The sequence below is a fragment of the Sphingopyxis sp. P1IMeth2 genome, from assembly GCF_900185685.1.
Classification (GTDB): domain Bacteria; phylum Pseudomonadota; class Alphaproteobacteria; order Sphingomonadales; family Sphingomonadaceae; genus Sphingopyxis; species Sphingopyxis terrae_A.
Genome location: NZ_FYAT01000009.1, coordinates 1 through 15,026, shown reverse-complemented (window position 1 = coordinate 15,026; position 15,026 = coordinate 1). Strand labels below are relative to the sequence as shown.

Sequence of the window (15,026 nt, the reverse complement as noted above, 5' to 3'; positions counted from 1 at the left end):
GGCTGCAGATAAGCCACCGAAGAAAGAGCCCCGCCGGAGCGATCCGGCGGGGCTCTTTCTTTATCCTTGACGGTTTCGGTGGGGATGCCGCTTGCGCCGCTATCAGCTCGCGCCGACCTCCAGCCCGCGCTGGACGGCCGGGCGCGCAAGGCCGCGGTCGAGCCATGCCTGCACATGTTTGAAGCGATCGAAACCGACGATGTCGGCCGCGTCATAGAAACCGATCAGGTTGCGCACCCACCCGAGCATCGCGATATCGGCGATACTGTAATCGGCGTCCATCACCCAGTCCCGGCCATCGAGCCGTGCGTCGAGGACGCCAAGCAACCGCGCCGATTCCGCCGCGTAACGATCGCGCGGGCGCTTGTCCTCATAGTCGCGACCGGCGAATTTGTGGAAGAAGCCGAGCTGGCCGAACATCGGTCCCATGCCGCCCATCTGCCACATTACCCACTGGATCGCTTCGTAACGCCGGCTCGCCTCGGCGGGCAGGAACTGCCCGGTCTTGTCCGCGAGATAGATCAGGATCGCCCCCGATTCGAACAGCGCCAGCGCGGTGCCGTTCGGTCCGTCTGGATCGTAGATCGCGGGAATCTTGCCGTTGGGATTGAGCGCCAGAAAGGCCGGGTCATGGCTTTCGTTGGCCATGATGTCGATGCGATGCGCTTCATAGGGCAGGCCGCATTCCTCGAGCATGATGCTCGGCTTGACCCCGTTCGGGGTCGGCGCGGTGAAAAGCTGCAGCCGCTCGGGATGCTGTGCGGGCCATTTGGCGAAGATGGGATGCGCCGCGGTCATGCGCCGGCCTCCCGCTTCAGATGTTCGTGGTGGCGGATCACCTCGTCGATGATGAAGCGCAGGAATTTCTCGCTGAATTCGGGATCGAGGTCGGCCTCGCGCGCCAGCGCGCGCAACCGTTCGACCTGCCGTGCCTCGCGGTCGGGGTCGGCGGGGGGCAGGTCGATCTTCGCCTTGAGTTCGCCGACCGCCTTCGTCACCTTGAACCGTTCGGCGAGCATGTAGACGAGCGCTGCGTCGATATTGTCGATGCTCTGGCGGTAGCGGCTGAGTTGATCGTCCATGCGCGGCTCCTCTTGCGTCGGGCACGCTTGGCACCGGCGGGGGGCGGGTGGCAAGCCGAAAGTCGTTGCAAAATTGCAGGCGCACGGCCAAGGCAGCCCGTGTCATGACTGCCGAAATCCATCAGCTCCACGGCGACCGTCCGCCCTCGCTCGATCCGATGATGGCGCTTGTCGCCGCCGACATGAACGAGGTGAATTCGGTCATCCTCGACCGGATGCAGTCCGAAATTCCGCTCATTCCCGAACTCGCCGGACATCTGATCGCGGGCGGCGGCAAGCGGATGCGCCCGATGCTGACGCTCGCCTGCGCCCAGTTGCTCGACTATCCCGGGCGCCGCCATTGCAAGCTCGCCGCCGCGGTCGAATTCATCCATACCGCGACCCTGCTCCACGACGATGTCGTCGACGGATCGGACCTGCGCCGCGGGCGCAAGACCGCGAATATCATCTGGGGCAACAGCGCTTCGGTGCTCGTCGGCGATTTCCTGTTCGCGCGTTCGTTCGAACTGATGGTCGAGGACGGCTCGCTCAAGGTGCTCAAGATCCTCAGCCATGCTTCGGCGGTGATCGCGGAAGGCGAAGTGAACCAGCTTTCGGCGCAGCGCCGTGTCGAAACCAGCGAGGACCAATATCTCGCGATCATCAACGCCAAGACCGCCGAACTGTTCGCCAGCGCGTGCAAGATCGCCGCGGTCGTTGCCGAGCGCGACGAGGCGACCGAGGCAGCGCTCGACGCTTACGGCCGCAATCTTGGCATCGCCTTCCAACTCGTCGACGATGCGATCGACTATGTTTCGGACGCCGAAACGATGGGCAAGGGGGTCGGTGACGATTTCCGCGACGGCAAGGTCACCCTGCCGGTCATCCTCGCTTACGCGCGCGGTAGCGCCGAAGAACGCGAATTCTGGAAGCAGGCTATCGTCGGCCACCGCGCTTCGGACGACGATCTCGCCTATGCGACCTCGCTCCTGCTCAAGCACGACACGATCGCCGACACGCTGGCGCGCGCGCGGCATTATGGTCAGCGCGCGGTCGATGCTATCGGGGGCTTTCGCAGCAGCCAGGCCAAGGCGGCGCTGACCGAAGCCGTCGCCTTTGCGGTCGCCCGCGCCTATTGAGGCGGCGATGACGACCGCCGGGCCCTTCCTGCCCATCGACGCGGTGCTGCCCGACATCATGGCGGCGCTGCTCTTGAAGCCCAACGCCGTTGTCGTCGCGCCACCGGGCGCGGGCAAAACGACGCGCGTCGCGCCGGCCCTGCTGCGCGAGCCGTGGTGCAAGGGCGCGGTGTGGCTGCTCTCGCCCCGCCGCCTCGCGGCGCGGGCGGCGGCCGAGCGCATTGCCGAGGAAATGGGCGAAGCGGTCGGCGGGACGGTCGGCTATGCGACGCGCCTCGACAGCAAGCAGTCGGCGGAGACGCGCCTTCTGGTGATGACGCCGGGGCTGTTCCGCAACCGCATTCTTTCCGATCCCGAACTCAAAGGCGTGTCGGCGGTATTGTTCGACGAAGTCCACGAACGCAGCCTCGACGGCGATTTCGCGCTCGCGCTCGCAATCGATGCGCAGCAGGGGCTGCGCGACGATCTGCGGCTCGTGGCGATGTCGGCAACGCTCGACGGCGCCCGCTTCGGGGCGCTGCTCGGCGATGCGCCGGTGGTGAGGAGCGAAGGCAAGAGCTGGCCGCTCGATCTGCGCCATATCGGACGCCGCGCCGAGGATCGGCTGGAGGCGAGCGTGCTCGCCGCGGTGCGGCAGGCGCTGGCCGATGAGAAGGAAGGCGACATGCTCGCCTTTCTGCCCGGCGCCGCCGACATCGAACGCGCAGCGGCGGCGGTCGAGGCGGCGGGTCTGCCGCTTGTCGTCCACCGGCTCCATGGGCAGATCGACCCCGCGATGCAGCGCAAGGCGTTGCTCCGCGATTCCGGCGGCGCGCGCAAGCTGATCCTCGCGACGAGCATTGCCGAAACCAGCCTGACCATCGACGGCGTGCGGATCGTGATCGATGCCGGCCTGTCGCGGCGTCCGCGCTTCGACAAGGCGGCGGGTATCGCGCGACTGGTCACCGAACGCGCGAGTCAGGCGTCGGCGACGCAGCGCGCGGGACGCGCGGCGCGGCAGGGGCCGGGGGTTGCCTACCGGCTGTGGGAGGCGGCGGCGACCGCCGGCATGCCGCCCTTCGATCCACCTGAAATTCACGAAAACGACCTGATGCCCGTGGTGCTCGACTGCGCGAGTTGGGGAATCGTCGACCCGCGCCAACTTGGCTGGCTCGACCCGCCATCGCCCGCTGCGATCGCAGAGGCGAAGGCGCGGTTGCAGGCGATCGGCGCGCTGGGCGACGATGGGCGGATTACCGCGCACGGCAAGGCGCTGGCGGCGGTGCCGCTGCCGGTCCCGCTCGCGCACATGCTACTCGACGCGGCGGCCGCGGGCGAGGGCGATCTGGCGGGGGAACTGGCGGTCCTGCTGACCGAGCCGGGCCTTGGCGGCCGCGGCGCCGATGTCGAGGCACGGCTGGTGCGCTGGCGGGGCGTCAGGGGCGAGCGTGCCGAGGGCGCGCGGCGGCTCGCGCGACGGCTTGCCGGGGTTGGCGGGCGATTGGCGTCCGGCCCGCGAACGGACGAAACACGCTCTATCGGCGGCTGGATCGCCACCGCCTGGCCCGACCGCGTTGCGCGCCAGCGCGCCGGCCAGCGCGGCGAATATCTCAGCGTCGGGGGGCGGGCCTACAAGATCGATCCCGTCGACCCGCTCGCCAATGCCGAATGGCTCGCCATCGCCGATGCGCAGGGCCATGCCGCCGGCGTTCGCATCCTCGCCGCTGCGCCGATCGCGGCGGCCGAGGTCGAGGCGATCTTCGCCGATCGCATCGTCCAGCAGAGCGCAAGCGTCTATGATGCCGCGAGCGACCGCGTCGATCACCGGCGCGAGCGGAGACTGGGCGCGATCGCGCTGTCGAGCGGCAAGGCCGGGCGCGATGCGGGGGCGGAGGATGATGTGGCGGTGCGGCTTGCCGCGGTTCGCGACAAAGGGCTGGGGCTGATCGGCTGGGGGGCCGCGGCGCAGGCGCTGCGCCAGCGCGCGTCCTTTGCCGGGCTCGACGCGTTGTCGACGGGCGCGCTCGCCGACAGCCTCGACCTGTGGCTCGAACCGTTGCTCGATGGCGCGCGCGGTCTGCGCGATATTGGCGATCGCCGGCTTACCGATGCGCTGATGGGGTTGCTCGACTGGCCGGCGCGGCAATTGCTCGAAAAGCTCGCTCCCGCCGATTACGCCACCCCCGCAGGCAGCCGTCATGCGATCGATTATGGCGCCGAGGGCGGCCCGACGGTCAGCGTGCGGGTGCAGGAAATGTACGGGCTGGCGCGCCATCCGACCGTCGGCGATCCGCCGATACCGCTTGTCCTGGCGCTGACCTCGCCCGCGCACCGTCCGATCCAGACGAGCCGCGACATTGCGTCGTTCTGGAGCGGAAGCTGGCGTGAAGTCGCGAAGGAAATGCGCGGCCGCTATCCCAAGCATAGCTGGCCCGACGATCCGGCGACCGCGCGCCCGACGTTGCTGACCAAGGCGGCACAGGCGCGGCGCGATGCGCAATAGCCCCCTTTTCGCGGCGCGACAGAGCCGCTAAGGCGACGGCATAGCAATCCAGTCAGGGACTCTCCGATGAAAGCGCGTATTTTCCAGAAGCCCAAGAATGCGATGCAGTCGGGCCGTGCCGGCACCCAGCGCTGGTTCCTGGAATATGCCCCTGCCGAAGCTCGCAAGGCCGATCCGCTGATGGGCTGGGCGGGTAGCGGCGATACGCAGCGGCAGCTTCGCCTGAGCTTCACAACGCGCGACGAAGCGATTGCCTATGCGGCGAAGAACGGGATCGAGGTCGAGGTCATGCCGACCCCGGCGCGCACGCTCAAGATCCAGGCTTACGCCGACAATTTCCGTTGATTGATCGTCGTCCCCGGGTTTGCGGGGGCGACGCGGGCCATTCGCCTGTCGGCGCTTATTCCGCGTCGGGCTGCAACAGCTTGTGCAGGTGGACGACGACATATTTCATCTCGGCATCGTCGACCGTGCGCTGCGCGGCGGCGCGCCAAGCCTTTTCGGCCGACTTGTAATCGGGAAACAGGCCCACGACGTCGAGGTTCGACAGGTCGACGAAATCGAGGCCCTGCGGATCGCTGACGCGCCCGCCGAACACCAGATGCAGTTTGCTCATTTTCAGGTTCCTTGCCGCTACGGCGTGGGGAAGGGAGAGGCCGAGGCCCCTAACAGCACCGCGCCGTCCGGGCAAGTAGGCCCGGCATAGGCTTTAGTCGGATTTGCGACCCTTCGGAAGCAGCGAACCGAGCAGCGCGCCGATCGCGGCGGCGCCGGCGAGCAGCGTCAGCGGCTGGTCCTTCGCGATGTCCTTGAGCTTGCCGTTGGCGCGGGTGGCCTGGGCTTTGCCCTTTTCATAGGCGTGACCGGCGGCTTCGCGTGCGGCGTCGGCCTGTTCGCGTCCCTTTGCAGCAAGCTCGCTCGACGCAGCGCGGGTGCGGTCTGCGAGGTCGCTCGTCGCGGCGCGGGCGCGGCCATAGCCTTCCTGGATGCGCGCCTTGGCCGCCTCGGCGGTGGCACGCGCATTTTCCGCGGTTTTCTCCGCAAGTTCACTCGCTCTTGCCTGCGCGTCGCGGGCGGTTTCACCGAAGGGCTTCATCATCTTCCTCCATTTGTTCGATATCTTCGGCCGCGTCCGCGGTCGCAGGACGCAGCCGGTCGGCAAGGTCGCTCGCCACATTCTGGATGCGCCGCGCGAGGCGGGGGGCATGCTCCTTGATCGGCTCGCGCAGGAGCCACAGCGTTCCGGCCACCGCGGCCAGCGCGATCGGCAGGCGGTTGCTGCGAAATTCGTCGCGGACCGCCTGCGCGGTGTCGTCGACCTTTGCCTGCAAGCGATATTTGCCGCGATCGATGAGCGCGCGCGGCTTGAACGCCGCGCGCGCCGTGTCGGCTTGACGCCGCAAGGTCGCGCGCTGCAGCATCGACCGGCGTAGCGCGTTGACGAGGCGGTTGCGGGCGGCGGACATCAGTCGTCACTCCCTTGCGGTGACAGGTCGCTGCGCAGGGCAAGCTTCACATCGCCCGCACTTCGCTTTGCGCGCCAGCCGGCGAAGCCCGCGAGCCCGATGAGCGCCGCGACCACGATCAGCGTCGCGAGCAGCGGGCCGACGTGCGGCGCGAGCACCAGGATCGCGCCGAAGGCAACCGCGAGCAACGCCACGAGCAGCGAGCAGGCCGCGACAAAGCCCCACGCCGACGCCCATTTGACCCCGTGCGAGGCCAGTGCACCGCGCGCTTCGAGAAGCGCCAGTTCGGCCTGCACCGTCTGCTTGGCATCGTCTACGAGATCGCGAACGATATCTTCGAGCGGTACCGGCGGCGGCGTGCTGGGCGGCCCGTCGGGCGCATAGCCGTGGCTGACGCCGCCGAAGCCGTGCGGATCGGACGCCGAAGCAGAGGTCGGGGGTGGGGTCGGTTTCTGTGCGGGCAAGGGGCGATCAGTCGTTGCTCGACCCGCCCTTGAGCATACGGGCCAACACGAAGCCGATCACCGCCGCCGCACCAACCGCGACCGCCGGGCTCTTCTTGACGAAATCGCGGGTCGCGCCCGCCAGTTCGTCGAGATCCTTCTGATCGAGGGACGAGGCAAGGCCGGCCACCGTGGTCGCGGCCGAGCGGGCATAATCGCCATATTGCTTGCCGAATTTCGAATCCACCGTATCGGCGCTATCCTCGAGCATCTTGGCGAGGCTGCCGACGGTTTCGGCCGCCTTGTCCTTGCCCTTGGTCGCGGCTTCGCGCGCCTTTGCCGATGCTTGATTGGCAAAGCTCGTCGCATCTTCCTTGATCGATGCGGCCTTCTTCGACGCTTCGGCCTTGATCGTGTCGCGGGTCACGGCAAGCTGGTCGCGGATCGGATGATCCTTTGCCGCCGCCTTCGCCTTCGCGGCCGGTGCTGCCTTGGTGGCGGCGGGCTTTGCGGGTGCCTTGGGGCGGGGAGCTGCCTTCTTGGTCGCGGGAGTAGCGGCTTTGGCCATCACATCGTCCTCTTCATTCTTGTTGGGGGCGCGCACGCGTCGCGCCGTCCGCGGTCCTACCTCAATCTATATAGCAAGCGCGGCGATTTGGTTCCATAGCGCGCCGAAAATCGCGTGAAATTCCTATGCGACGTGTTGCTTTGGCGGCGGGGCGCCGATAACAGGCGGGCGCCTTTCCAACCGGCCGCCCTTCGGCCCCGCAGCAGGACCCGACCCATGACCGCCATCATCGACATTCACGGCCGCGAAATTCTCGACAGCCGCGGCAATCCGACCGTCGAAGTCGACGTGCTGCTCGAAGACGGCAGCTTCGGCCGCGCCGCGGTTCCTTCGGGCGCTTCGACCGGCGCGCACGAGGCGGTCGAACTGCGCGATGGCGACAAGAGCCGCTATCTGGGCAAGGGCGTGACGAAGGCGGTTGCCGCCGTAAACGGCGAGATCGCTGAGACGCTGATCGGCCTCGATGCCGAGGATCAGCGCGAGCTCGACATGGCAATGATCGATCTTGATGGCACGCCCAACAAGGGCCGCCTCGGCGCCAACGCGATCCTCGGCGTCAGCCTGGCGGCGGCGAAGGCCGCAGCCGACGCGCGCGGCCTGCCGCTCTATCGCTATGTCGGCGGCGTGTCGGCGCGCACGCTGCCGGTGCCGATGATGAACATCATCAACGGCGGCGAACATGCCGACAACCCGATCGACGTCCAGGAATTCATGATCATGCCCGTCGGCGCCGGCAGCATCGCCGAAGCCGTGCGCTGGGGCAGCGAGATTTTCCACACGCTGAAGAAGGGCCTGTCGGCAAAGGGCCTTGCCACTGCGGTCGGGGACGAAGGTGGCTTCGCCCCGAACCTCGCCTCGACGCGCGACGCGCTCGACTTCATCGCCGCGTCGATCGATCAGGCGGGCTTCAAGCTCGGCAGCGACGTGGTGCTGGCGCTCGACTGCGCCGCGACCGAGTTCTTCAAGAACGGCAAATATGAGATCAGCGGCGAAGGCCTGTCGCTCAGCCCCGAACAGATGGCCGACTATCTTGCCGCGCTGGTCAAGGATTACCCGATCAAGTCGATCGAGGACGGGATGAGCGAAGATGATTTCACCGGCTGGAAGGCGCTGACCGACCTGATCGGCGACAAGTGCCAGCTCGTCGGCGACGATCTGTTCGTCACCAATCCCGCGCGGCTGGAGGAGGGCATCAAGACCGGCCTCGCCAACTCGCTGCTCGTCAAGGTCAACCAGATCGGCACGCTGTCGGAAACGCTCGACGCGGTCGATATGGCGCACCGCGCGCGCTACACCGCGGTGATGTCGCACCGTTCGGGCGAGACCGAAGATGCGACGATTGCCGACCTCGCGGTCGCGACGAACTGCGGCCAGATCAAGACCGGCAGCCTCGCGCGTTCGGACCGGCTCGCGAAGTACAACCAGCTCATCCGCATCGAGGAAGAGCTGGGCAACATGGCGCGCTATCCGGGGGCGGCGATTTTCGGGTAAAGCGAGCCCGATCGGTCACCAATCACGCGTCGTCCCGGTTTTTACCGGGATGATGCGCCGGGACGACGCGAATGCGGCGATGCCGCCTTGACGCCGCGAATCAACTCTGATTCAAGAGTCGAAATGACGCAGCGCCACAAATTCCGTAAATCGATAAGCCGGGCGGTCGGGCCGACGGTGGCGCTGATCGCGGTGCTGGCGATGATCGGCTATATCATTTTCGGGCCCACCGGCCTTTATGCGTGGGGCGATTACGGCCAGTCGGTCGAAAAGAAGCGCGTCATCCTGTCCGAGCTCACCAAGAAGCAGAACGAGCTGCAGAACCGGGTGAACCTGCTCGGGCGACAGCGCGTCGATCCCGATCTGGCCGACGAATATGTTCGCGAAAAGCTGGGCGTGATGCACCCCGACGAGATCGCCATTCCGATGGACCCCGCGGAAAAGCCCGCGGGCCCCGCGCCCAAGGCCGACGGCCAGCGCTGACCGGCGCTTTCCCACCGATAAATGCATAGGTAGCCACGCAGCCGCGCCATGCCCGCGGGGCGTTGCCAAGCGGGGCGTCGCTCTCCTATAGGGGCCTTGCCGTAACGGCCAAACGCAAAGGATATCGCCTTGGCAAAAGCACCCGCGCGCAAGACTGCCGCGCCAAAAAAGACTGCATCCACCCCAGCTGCCGCGAGCAATCGCGAAACCCCGCGCGAGCCCGTCCCCTATGCGGCGACGCCCGAAGAGCTCGAGAAATTCTATCGCGAGATGCTGCTCATCCGCCGCTTCGAGGAAAAGGCGGGCCAGCTTTACGGCCTGGGCCTGATCGGCGGCTTCTGCCACCTTTATATCGGGCAGGAAGCGGTCGCGGTCGGCCTGCAGTCGGCGCTCGACGGCGACAAGGACAGCGTGATCACCGGCTATCGCGATCATGGCCATATGCTCGCCTATGGCATCGATCCGAAGGTCATCATGGCCGAACTGACCGGACGCGCAGCCGGCATCTCGAAGGGCAAGGGCGGCTCGATGCACATGTTCAGCGTCGAGCATAAATTCTACGGCGGACACGGCATCGTCGGCGCGCAGGTCGCACTGGGCACCGGGCTTGCCTTCGCGCACAAATATCGCGGCGACGGCGGCGTTGCGATGGCCTATTTCGGCGATGGCGCCGCTAACCAGGGCCAGGTGTACGAAAGCTTCAACATGGCCGAGCTGTGGAAGCTGCCGATCATCTTCGTGATCGAGAATAACCAATATGCCATGGGCACCAGCGTCAACCGTTCGTCGGCCGAGGACCAGCTCTATCGCCGCGGCGAGAGCTTCCGCATTCCCGGTATGCAGGTCGACGGCATGGACGTGCTCGCGGTGCGCGGCGCGGCCGAGGTGGCACTCGAATGGGTGCGCGCGGGCAAGGGACCGATCCTGCTCGAACTCAAGACCTATCGCTATCGCGGCCACTCGATGTCCGACCCCGCCAAATATCGCAGCCGCGAGGAAGTGCAGGCGGTGCGCGACAAGAGCGACGCGATCGAGCATCTGAAAAAGGCGATGATCGACGCCGGCATCGGCGAAGATCGCATCAAGGACATCGACAAGGAAATCCGCGCGGTGGTCGCGGAATCGGCCGACTTCGCCGAAAGCGCGCCCGAACCCGATCCGTCCGAACTTTATACCGACGTGCTGGTGGAGCAATATTGAGATGGCCATCGAATTGAAGATGCCGGCGCTGTCGCCGACGATGGAAGAAGGCACGCTCGCCAAGTGGCTCGTCAAGGAAGGCGACGCGGTCAAATCGGGCGATATTCTCGCCGAGATCGAGACCGACAAGGCGACGATGGAATTTGAAGCGATCGACGAAGGCACGATCGCGCAGATTCTGGTTCCCGAAGGCACCGACAATGTGAAGGTCGGCACCGTGATCGCGACGATTTCGGGCGAGGGCGAAGAGGCGGCTCCGGCGCCCGCGCCCGCTGCCGCTCCCGCGCCCGCCGAGGCTCCGGCTCCGGCTCCGGCCGCCACGCCCGCTCCCGCGGCTGAAAAGCCGGCGCCGGCCGTACGCGCCGCCGATCCGTCGATCCCCGCGGGCACGGCGATGGTCAAGCTGACCGTTCGCGAGGCGCTGCGCGATGCGATGGCCGAGGAAATGCGCGCCGACGACCGCATCTTCGTGATGGGCGAGGAAGTCGCCGAATATCAGGGCGCCTACAAGGTGACGCAGGGCCTGCTCGACGAATTCGGCCCGCGCCGCGTGATCGATACGCCGATCACCGAATATGGCTTTGCGGGCCTTGGCGCCGGCGCGGCGATGGGCGGGCTGAAGCCGGTCATCGAATTCATGACCTTCAACTTCGCGATGCAGGCGATCGACCACATCATCAACTCGGCGGCCAAGACCAATTATATGTCGGGCGGCCAGATGCGCTGTCCGATCGTCTTCCGCGGCCCCAATGGCGCGGCGAGCCGTGTCGGGGCACAGCACAGCCAGAATTATGCGCCCTGGTACGCCAGCGTCCCCGGCCTGATTGTGATCTCGCCCTATGACGCCGCCGACGCCAAGGGGCTGCTCAAGGCGGCGATCCGCAGCGAAGACCCGGTGGTGTTCCTCGAAAACGAGCTGCTCTACGGCCGCAGCTTCGAGCTTCCCGACGTCGAGGATTATGTCCTGCCGATCGGCAAGGCGCGGATCATGCGTGAGGGCAGCGACGTCACCATCGTCAGCTATTCGATCGGCGTCGGGCTTGCGCTCGAGGCCGCCGACGCGCTCGCCGGCGAGGGGATCCAGGCCGAGGTGATCGACTTGCGCACGCTGCGCCCGCTCGACACCGAAACCGTGCTCGCCAGCCTCAAGAAGACGAACCGCATGATCGTTGTCGAGGAAGGTTGGCCGACCTGTTCGATCGCCACCGAACTTGCGATGGTGGCGATGGAACAGGGCTTCGACGACCTGGATGCGCCGGTGCTGCGCGTAACCGACGAGGATGTCCCGCTGCCCTATGCCGCCAATCTGGAAAAGGCGGCGCTGGTCGACGTCCCGCGCGTGATCGCGGCGGCGAAGACGGTTTGCAATCGCGGCTGACCTTCCGAACCCGCCCGAACTCCGCTCGTGCTGAGCCTGTCGAAGCACCGTTTTTCTTTCGCAACGACGAAGTGAAGAACAGCCCTTCGACAAGCTCAGGGCGAGCGGTTCTTATTTGGCGCCGTCTGTTCTATCGCGCGATCGCATGACGACCGAAGCCTCGCCGATTCTCTGCGGCTATCCCGACATTCGCGACCCGCGCGTGATGGTCGCGGTGCCGCGCGCGCGGCGCGAGGCACTGGCGGTGCTGTGGGCGCTCGCCGAGCGGCTCACCAAATTGCTTGCCGACGCGCGCGAGCCGATGATCGGCCAGATCAAGCTCGCCTGGTGGCGCGACATGGCGGGGCTGCTCGCGTCCGATCCCGCCGCGCTGCCGAAGGGCGAGCCGCTGCTCGCCGAATTGCAGCGGAGCTGGGCAGGGCGGGGCGGGCTCGATGCGCTGGTCGATGCCGCCGAAGCGGTGCTGCTTGTCGAAGACGCCGCAGCGCGGACCGCGGCTGGCGCAGCGTTCGGCGAGGCGCTGTTCGCGCTGTCGGGCGGCGCGGGCGGGGCGCGTTGGGGGCTGGTCTGGCTGGCCGGGCAGCAGGAAGCGGCGGACGCCGCGGCGCAGCTTTTTCGCGATGCCTGTAACCGCGCGGCACCGCCGCGCGGATTGCTCGGCAGCAAGGCTTTGCTGATGCTCGATCGCTGGTCGGCGGCCATCGCGGCGCGCGGCGGCGAACGACGCTGGCGCAGCGAAGGCTTGCTGCTTTTCCGCATCGGCCTGACTGGGCTTTGACGGGCCCGATTGGCCTTTGACGGGAAAGTGTTGTGGCGGGGGGGGGAATGCCGCCCCCGAGCCTCTATCTTGGCGCAAACAAGATAGGGTCGCAGGGGAAATTGCGATGTTTAACGGGCTCGTCGCCTATCTGGACTCGATCAAGGCGCGCGATCCCGCGCCGCGCTCGCGCTGGGAAATCCTGCTCTATCCGGGGCTGCTCGCCGTCGGGATGCACCGCATCGCCCACTGGCTGTTCGAGGCGGACCTGTTCTTCCTCGCGCGCTTCGTCAATCATCTGTCGCGCTGGCTGACCGGTATCGACATCCATCCGGGTGCCACGATCGGCCGCCACCTGTTCATCGATCATGGCTTTGGCGTCGTCATCGGCGAAACCGCCGAGATCGGCGACAATGTTTCGATCTATCAGGGCGTAACGCTGGGCGGCACCGATCCCGCGAACGGCATCGGCGGCAAGCGCCACCCGACGCTGTGCGACGATGTCATCGTCGGGTCTGGCGCGCAAATTCTGGGCCCGGTGATCGTCAATTCGCGCGCGCGCGTCGGCGCCAATGCGGTGGTGACGAAGGATGTGCCCGAAGGCGCGGTGATGGTGGGCATCCCCGCGCGTTCGACCTTGCTCGACGCGACCGAATATGCGCGCGACTTCGTGCCCTATGGCACCCCGTGCAATGAAGCCTTCGACCCGGCGACGCAGAAGCTCGAAATCCTGCAATGTCAGCTCGAAGTGTTGCAGAAGCAGCTCAAGACGCTGCTCGATGAACGCGCCGCATCGGGTGAGGGCGATGATGCGCCGCGCCGCAAGGGAGGCCGGAAAAGCGCCTGATGGGGACGGTAACGCCCCTTCCATATGCGGGGCGGGCATTGCCGCAACAGACCGGTTTCGACCGCGACGAGCTGATGCGCATCCTCGATCTCTATGGCCGCATGGTCGCAGCGGGGAAGTGGCGCGATTATGCGATGGATTTCCACCGCGACGTCGCGATCTTCTCGGCCTTTCGGCGTACCGCCGAACGTCCCGAATATCGCATAGAAAAACGCCCCGCCTTGCGGAGCCGTCAGGGCATGTGGGCCCTTGTCTCCGAAGGCGGGGCAGTGCTCAAGCGCGGGGACGAGCTTTCTAACGTGCTCGCCCCCGTCGAGCGCAAGCTTATGAAGCTGGTTGGGGACGGATCGTAGCGGGCAACTGGTTCGCCACCTCCGCCGGCAGTATGCCGACAACCACCGCCCGGGCATTCTGCCAGAAGGCCGACAGCATCAGCAGCGCCGAACCGATGACGAAGGCCGTCAGAGCGACGTTGAGTTCGACCGCGCCGAAGGTGCGGAACAATTCGGTCATCGCGAACAGCACATAGGCGAGTGCCGAGACGAGTAGCGCGCGGCGATCGATCGCGAGCGCGATCAGTCCGAAGACGATATAGATGCCCACGACCATCACCGCGGCGCCGCTGGTGATATTGTCGCCGCTCGTGACGCCAAGCAGATGGAACACCGGGTGCGCGATCATCGGCGCGGCGAGCAGGTGAAGCCAGAAGGCAACGTCGCTGCGTCGCGTCGTGCGCGTCCGGTCGCTGCGGTCCCACCACATGGCGAGCGTAAAGACGCCGACACCGGCGACGAGGATCAGGGCCATCAACAGCGTCTGCGACGGATCGGGCATTCCGACGGCCGAGAGGATCAGCCCGACTGCGGTGGCGGCAAGCGCGGCGGTGCCGGCGGCGATCGTCACGGGCACCATGAACCGCCTCCAGTGCAGCCATGTCGCGCCCGCGGTAACGAAGGCGATGACGCTGGCGATCAGCGCGCCCGTGGTTTCGTTCACGTGATTGCCGAAGATCGCCTCGCCATGCTTGACGAGGAAGCCGATCATCGTCGCGGCAACCCCGCCGGAAAAGGCGAGGACGAGCAGAATGCTGGGCAGCGCCATGCGGCGGCGGCGGGTGAAATATTCGGCGAGCAGCCAAGCCGACCCGGCGACAAAGACCCCCGCGAGCGCCGGATGGATCGATTCCCCGATCCACGCCACCGCGACCAGCAGGATCACCGCGGCAATGCTGACGAAAATATCGTTGAAACCGGTTATGAGCCGGAAGGATTCCTCATCCGCTCCGGGGGCGTCGCGCAGCGACGCAATATGCGTCCGAAAGGCGGTGGCCGCCTCCGGCGTCAAGACTTTTGCATCGACCGCAGCTTGCAGGTCGCTTTCGCTATACATCGGGGTCGTCCTTCTTAGACCGATCCCCTTGCCCCATGCAGGACATAACGAAAGCGTATTGCTGTGTCAATACAGTGGGGCGCGATATCCTCCCTGTCGCGAAGCGATGGGGAGGGGGACCGCCTGAAGGGTGGTGGAGGGGCCGAGCGCAAAGAGCCCGCTACGTTCCCCGCCCCTCCGTCAGCCCTGCGGGCTGCCACCTTGTATCTTGATAATGATGCATAAGCGCGTTTGCGGGAGGGTCCGCTAGCGGACCCTCCCGCGCCGTCTGCGAGCCCGTTGCCACCTAGGTTCTCGAGACCGCTGGGGAGCTTGGGCCCGG

Annotated in this window: 18 protein-coding genes; 10 read left to right on the top strand and 8 right to left on the bottom strand. The window is 66.5% G+C overall.

Annotated elements, in window-relative coordinates:
• Positions 1-102: 102 nt before the first annotated feature.
• The gene (locus P1IM2_RS06195; protein ID WP_186401817.1) at positions 103-798 is read right to left on the bottom strand and encodes a glutathione S-transferase N-terminal domain-containing protein; all 696 of its coding nucleotides are present in this window, start codon (positions 796-798) and stop codon (positions 103-105) included.
• Positions 795-1,082: a chorismate mutase gene (locus P1IM2_RS06190; RefSeq protein WP_058812022.1), complete on the bottom strand. Its 288-nt coding sequence runs from the start codon at positions 1,080-1,082 to the stop codon at positions 795-797. The genes P1IM2_RS06195 and P1IM2_RS06190 overlap by 4 nt, the downstream gene beginning before the upstream one ends.
• 104 nt (positions 1,083-1,186) lie before the next feature.
• On the opposite strand from P1IM2_RS06190, the gene P1IM2_RS06185 reads away from it, so the two are divergent.
• The 3 genes from P1IM2_RS06185 to P1IM2_RS06175 all read left to right on the top strand — a co-directional run bounded on the left by P1IM2_RS06185 (position 1,187) and on the right by P1IM2_RS06175 (position 5,027).
• Positions 1,187-2,200 (top strand): polyprenyl synthetase family protein, encoded by a 1,014-nt coding sequence (locus tag P1IM2_RS06185; protein WP_003039135.1) that lies wholly within the window; start codon positions 1,187-1,189, stop codon positions 2,198-2,200.
• Between the two features lie 7 nt (positions 2,201-2,207).
• On the top strand, positions 2,208-4,682 hold the full coding sequence (gene hrpB / locus P1IM2_RS06180) for an ATP-dependent helicase HrpB (RefSeq protein WP_186401816.1): 2,475 nt from the start codon (positions 2,208-2,210) through the stop codon (positions 4,680-4,682).
• A gap of 66 nt (positions 4,683-4,748) precedes the next feature.
• Positions 4,749-5,027 (top strand): ETC complex I subunit, encoded by a 279-nt coding sequence (locus tag P1IM2_RS06175; protein WP_186401815.1) that lies wholly within the window; start codon positions 4,749-4,751, stop codon positions 5,025-5,027.
• A gap of 55 nt (positions 5,028-5,082) precedes the next feature.
• On the opposite strand, the gene P1IM2_RS06170 is transcribed toward P1IM2_RS06175, so the two are convergent.
• The 5 genes from P1IM2_RS06170 to P1IM2_RS06150 form a co-directional block, all read right to left on the bottom strand.
• Positions 5,083-5,298 (bottom strand): DUF4170 domain-containing protein, encoded by a 216-nt coding sequence (locus tag P1IM2_RS06170; protein WP_003039127.1) that lies wholly within the window; start codon positions 5,296-5,298, stop codon positions 5,083-5,085.
• Between the two features lie 93 nt (positions 5,299-5,391).
• The gene (locus tag P1IM2_RS06165) at positions 5,392-5,781 is read right to left on the bottom strand and encodes a hypothetical protein (RefSeq protein WP_254535864.1); all 390 of its coding nucleotides are present in this window, start codon (positions 5,779-5,781) and stop codon (positions 5,392-5,394) included.
• A complete protein-coding gene (locus P1IM2_RS06160; RefSeq protein ID WP_186401814.1) occupies positions 5,762-6,148 on the bottom strand; it encodes a hypothetical protein in 387 nt (128 codons plus the stop codon). Before P1IM2_RS06160 ends, P1IM2_RS06165 begins: the two co-directional genes overlap by 20 nt.
• Positions 6,148-6,612, bottom strand: a complete 465-nt coding sequence (locus P1IM2_RS06155) for a phage holin family protein (protein ID WP_186401813.1) — start codon at positions 6,610-6,612, stop codon at positions 6,148-6,150. The genes P1IM2_RS06160 and P1IM2_RS06155 overlap by 1 nt, the downstream gene beginning before the upstream one ends.
• Positions 6,613-6,619: 7 nt before the next feature.
• Positions 6,620-7,195 carry a hypothetical protein gene (locus tag P1IM2_RS06150; RefSeq protein ID WP_040589091.1) on the bottom strand — a complete coding sequence of 192 codons (576 nt, stop codon included), beginning with the start codon at positions 7,193-7,195 and terminating at the stop codon, positions 6,620-6,622.
• A 180-nt stretch (positions 7,196-7,375) separates the two neighbouring features.
• Here P1IM2_RS06150 and eno point away from each other — a divergent pair, with 180 nt between their 5' ends.
• The 7 genes from eno (at position 7,376) to P1IM2_RS06115 (ending at position 13,668) form a co-directional block, all read left to right on the top strand.
• Positions 7,376-8,650, top strand: a complete 1,275-nt coding sequence (gene eno, locus P1IM2_RS06145; RefSeq protein WP_186401812.1) for a phosphopyruvate hydratase — start codon at positions 7,376-7,378, stop codon at positions 8,648-8,650.
• A gap of 123 nt (positions 8,651-8,773) precedes the next feature.
• Positions 8,774-9,133, top strand: coding sequence for an FtsB family cell division protein (locus P1IM2_RS06140; protein WP_186401811.1), 360 nt, complete (start codon positions 8,774-8,776; stop codon positions 9,131-9,133).
• 129 nt (positions 9,134-9,262) lie between these two features.
• The gene (gene pdhA, locus P1IM2_RS06135; RefSeq protein ID WP_186401810.1) at positions 9,263-10,333 is read left to right on the top strand and encodes a pyruvate dehydrogenase (acetyl-transferring) E1 component subunit alpha; all 1,071 of its coding nucleotides are present in this window, start codon (positions 9,263-9,265) and stop codon (positions 10,331-10,333) included.
• 1 nt (position 10,334) lies between these two features.
• Positions 10,335-11,711 (top strand): pyruvate dehydrogenase complex E1 component subunit beta, encoded by a 1,377-nt coding sequence (locus tag P1IM2_RS06130; RefSeq protein WP_186401809.1) that lies wholly within the window; start codon positions 10,335-10,337, stop codon positions 11,709-11,711.
• 145 nt (positions 11,712-11,856) lie between these two features.
• Entirely contained in the window at positions 11,857-12,489 is a 633-nt protein-coding gene (locus tag P1IM2_RS06125; protein WP_186401808.1) for a hypothetical protein, read from the top strand.
• Between the two features lie 106 nt (positions 12,490-12,595).
• Positions 12,596-13,315 carry a serine O-acetyltransferase gene (gene cysE / locus P1IM2_RS06120; protein ID WP_058812031.1) on the top strand — a complete coding sequence of 240 codons (720 nt, stop codon included), beginning with the start codon at positions 12,596-12,598 and terminating at the stop codon, positions 13,313-13,315.
• Positions 13,315-13,668: a DUF2794 domain-containing protein gene (locus P1IM2_RS06115; RefSeq protein ID WP_003039097.1), complete on the top strand. Its 354-nt coding sequence runs from the start codon at positions 13,315-13,317 to the stop codon at positions 13,666-13,668. The genes cysE and P1IM2_RS06115 overlap by 1 nt, the downstream gene beginning before the upstream one ends.
• On the opposite strand, the gene P1IM2_RS06110 is transcribed toward P1IM2_RS06115, so the two are convergent.
• Positions 13,640-14,704, bottom strand: a complete 1,065-nt coding sequence (locus tag P1IM2_RS06110; RefSeq protein ID WP_186401807.1) for a hypothetical protein — start codon at positions 14,702-14,704, stop codon at positions 13,640-13,642. The genes P1IM2_RS06115 and P1IM2_RS06110 overlap by 29 nt on opposite strands.
• Between the last annotated feature and the right edge of the window lie 322 nt (positions 14,705-15,026).

Bases quoted from the DNA above. Each gene is read 5' to 3' on its own strand.
- P1IM2_RS06195 (WP_186401817.1), bottom strand. From the start codon at position 798: ATGACCGCGGCGCATCCCATCTTCGCCAAATGGCCCGCACAGCATCCC.
- P1IM2_RS06190 (WP_058812022.1), bottom strand. From the start codon at position 1,082: ATGGACGATCAACTCAGCCGCTACCGCCAGAGCATCGACAATATCGAC.
- P1IM2_RS06185 (WP_003039135.1), top strand. From the start codon at position 1,187: ATGACTGCCGAAATCCATCAGCTCCACGGCGACCGTCCGCCCTCGCTC.
- hrpB (WP_186401816.1), top strand. From the start codon at position 2,208: ATGACGACCGCCGGGCCCTTCCTGCCCATCGACGCGGTGCTGCCCGAC.
- P1IM2_RS06175 (WP_186401815.1), top strand. From the start codon at position 4,749: ATGAAAGCGCGTATTTTCCAGAAGCCCAAGAATGCGATGCAGTCGGGC.
- P1IM2_RS06170 (WP_003039127.1), bottom strand. From the start codon at position 5,298: ATGAGCAAACTGCATCTGGTGTTCGGCGGGCGCGTCAGCGATCCGCAG.
- P1IM2_RS06165 (WP_254535864.1), bottom strand. From the start codon at position 5,781: ATGATGAAGCCCTTCGGTGAAACCGCCCGCGACGCGCAGGCAAGAGCG.
- P1IM2_RS06160 (WP_186401814.1), bottom strand. From the start codon at position 6,148: ATGTCCGCCGCCCGCAACCGCCTCGTCAACGCGCTACGCCGGTCGATG.
- eno (WP_186401812.1), top strand. From the start codon at position 7,376: ATGACCGCCATCATCGACATTCACGGCCGCGAAATTCTCGACAGCCGC.
- P1IM2_RS06140 (WP_186401811.1), top strand. From the start codon at position 8,774: ATGACGCAGCGCCACAAATTCCGTAAATCGATAAGCCGGGCGGTCGGG.
- P1IM2_RS06130 (WP_186401809.1), top strand. From the start codon at position 10,335: ATGGCCATCGAATTGAAGATGCCGGCGCTGTCGCCGACGATGGAAGAA.
- P1IM2_RS06125 (WP_186401808.1), top strand. From the start codon at position 11,857: ATGACGACCGAAGCCTCGCCGATTCTCTGCGGCTATCCCGACATTCGC.
- cysE (WP_058812031.1), top strand. From the start codon at position 12,596: ATGTTTAACGGGCTCGTCGCCTATCTGGACTCGATCAAGGCGCGCGAT.
- P1IM2_RS06115 (WP_003039097.1), top strand. From the start codon at position 13,315: ATGGGGACGGTAACGCCCCTTCCATATGCGGGGCGGGCATTGCCGCAA.
- P1IM2_RS06110 (WP_186401807.1), bottom strand. From the start codon at position 14,704: ATGTATAGCGAAAGCGACCTGCAAGCTGCGGTCGATGCAAAAGTCTTG.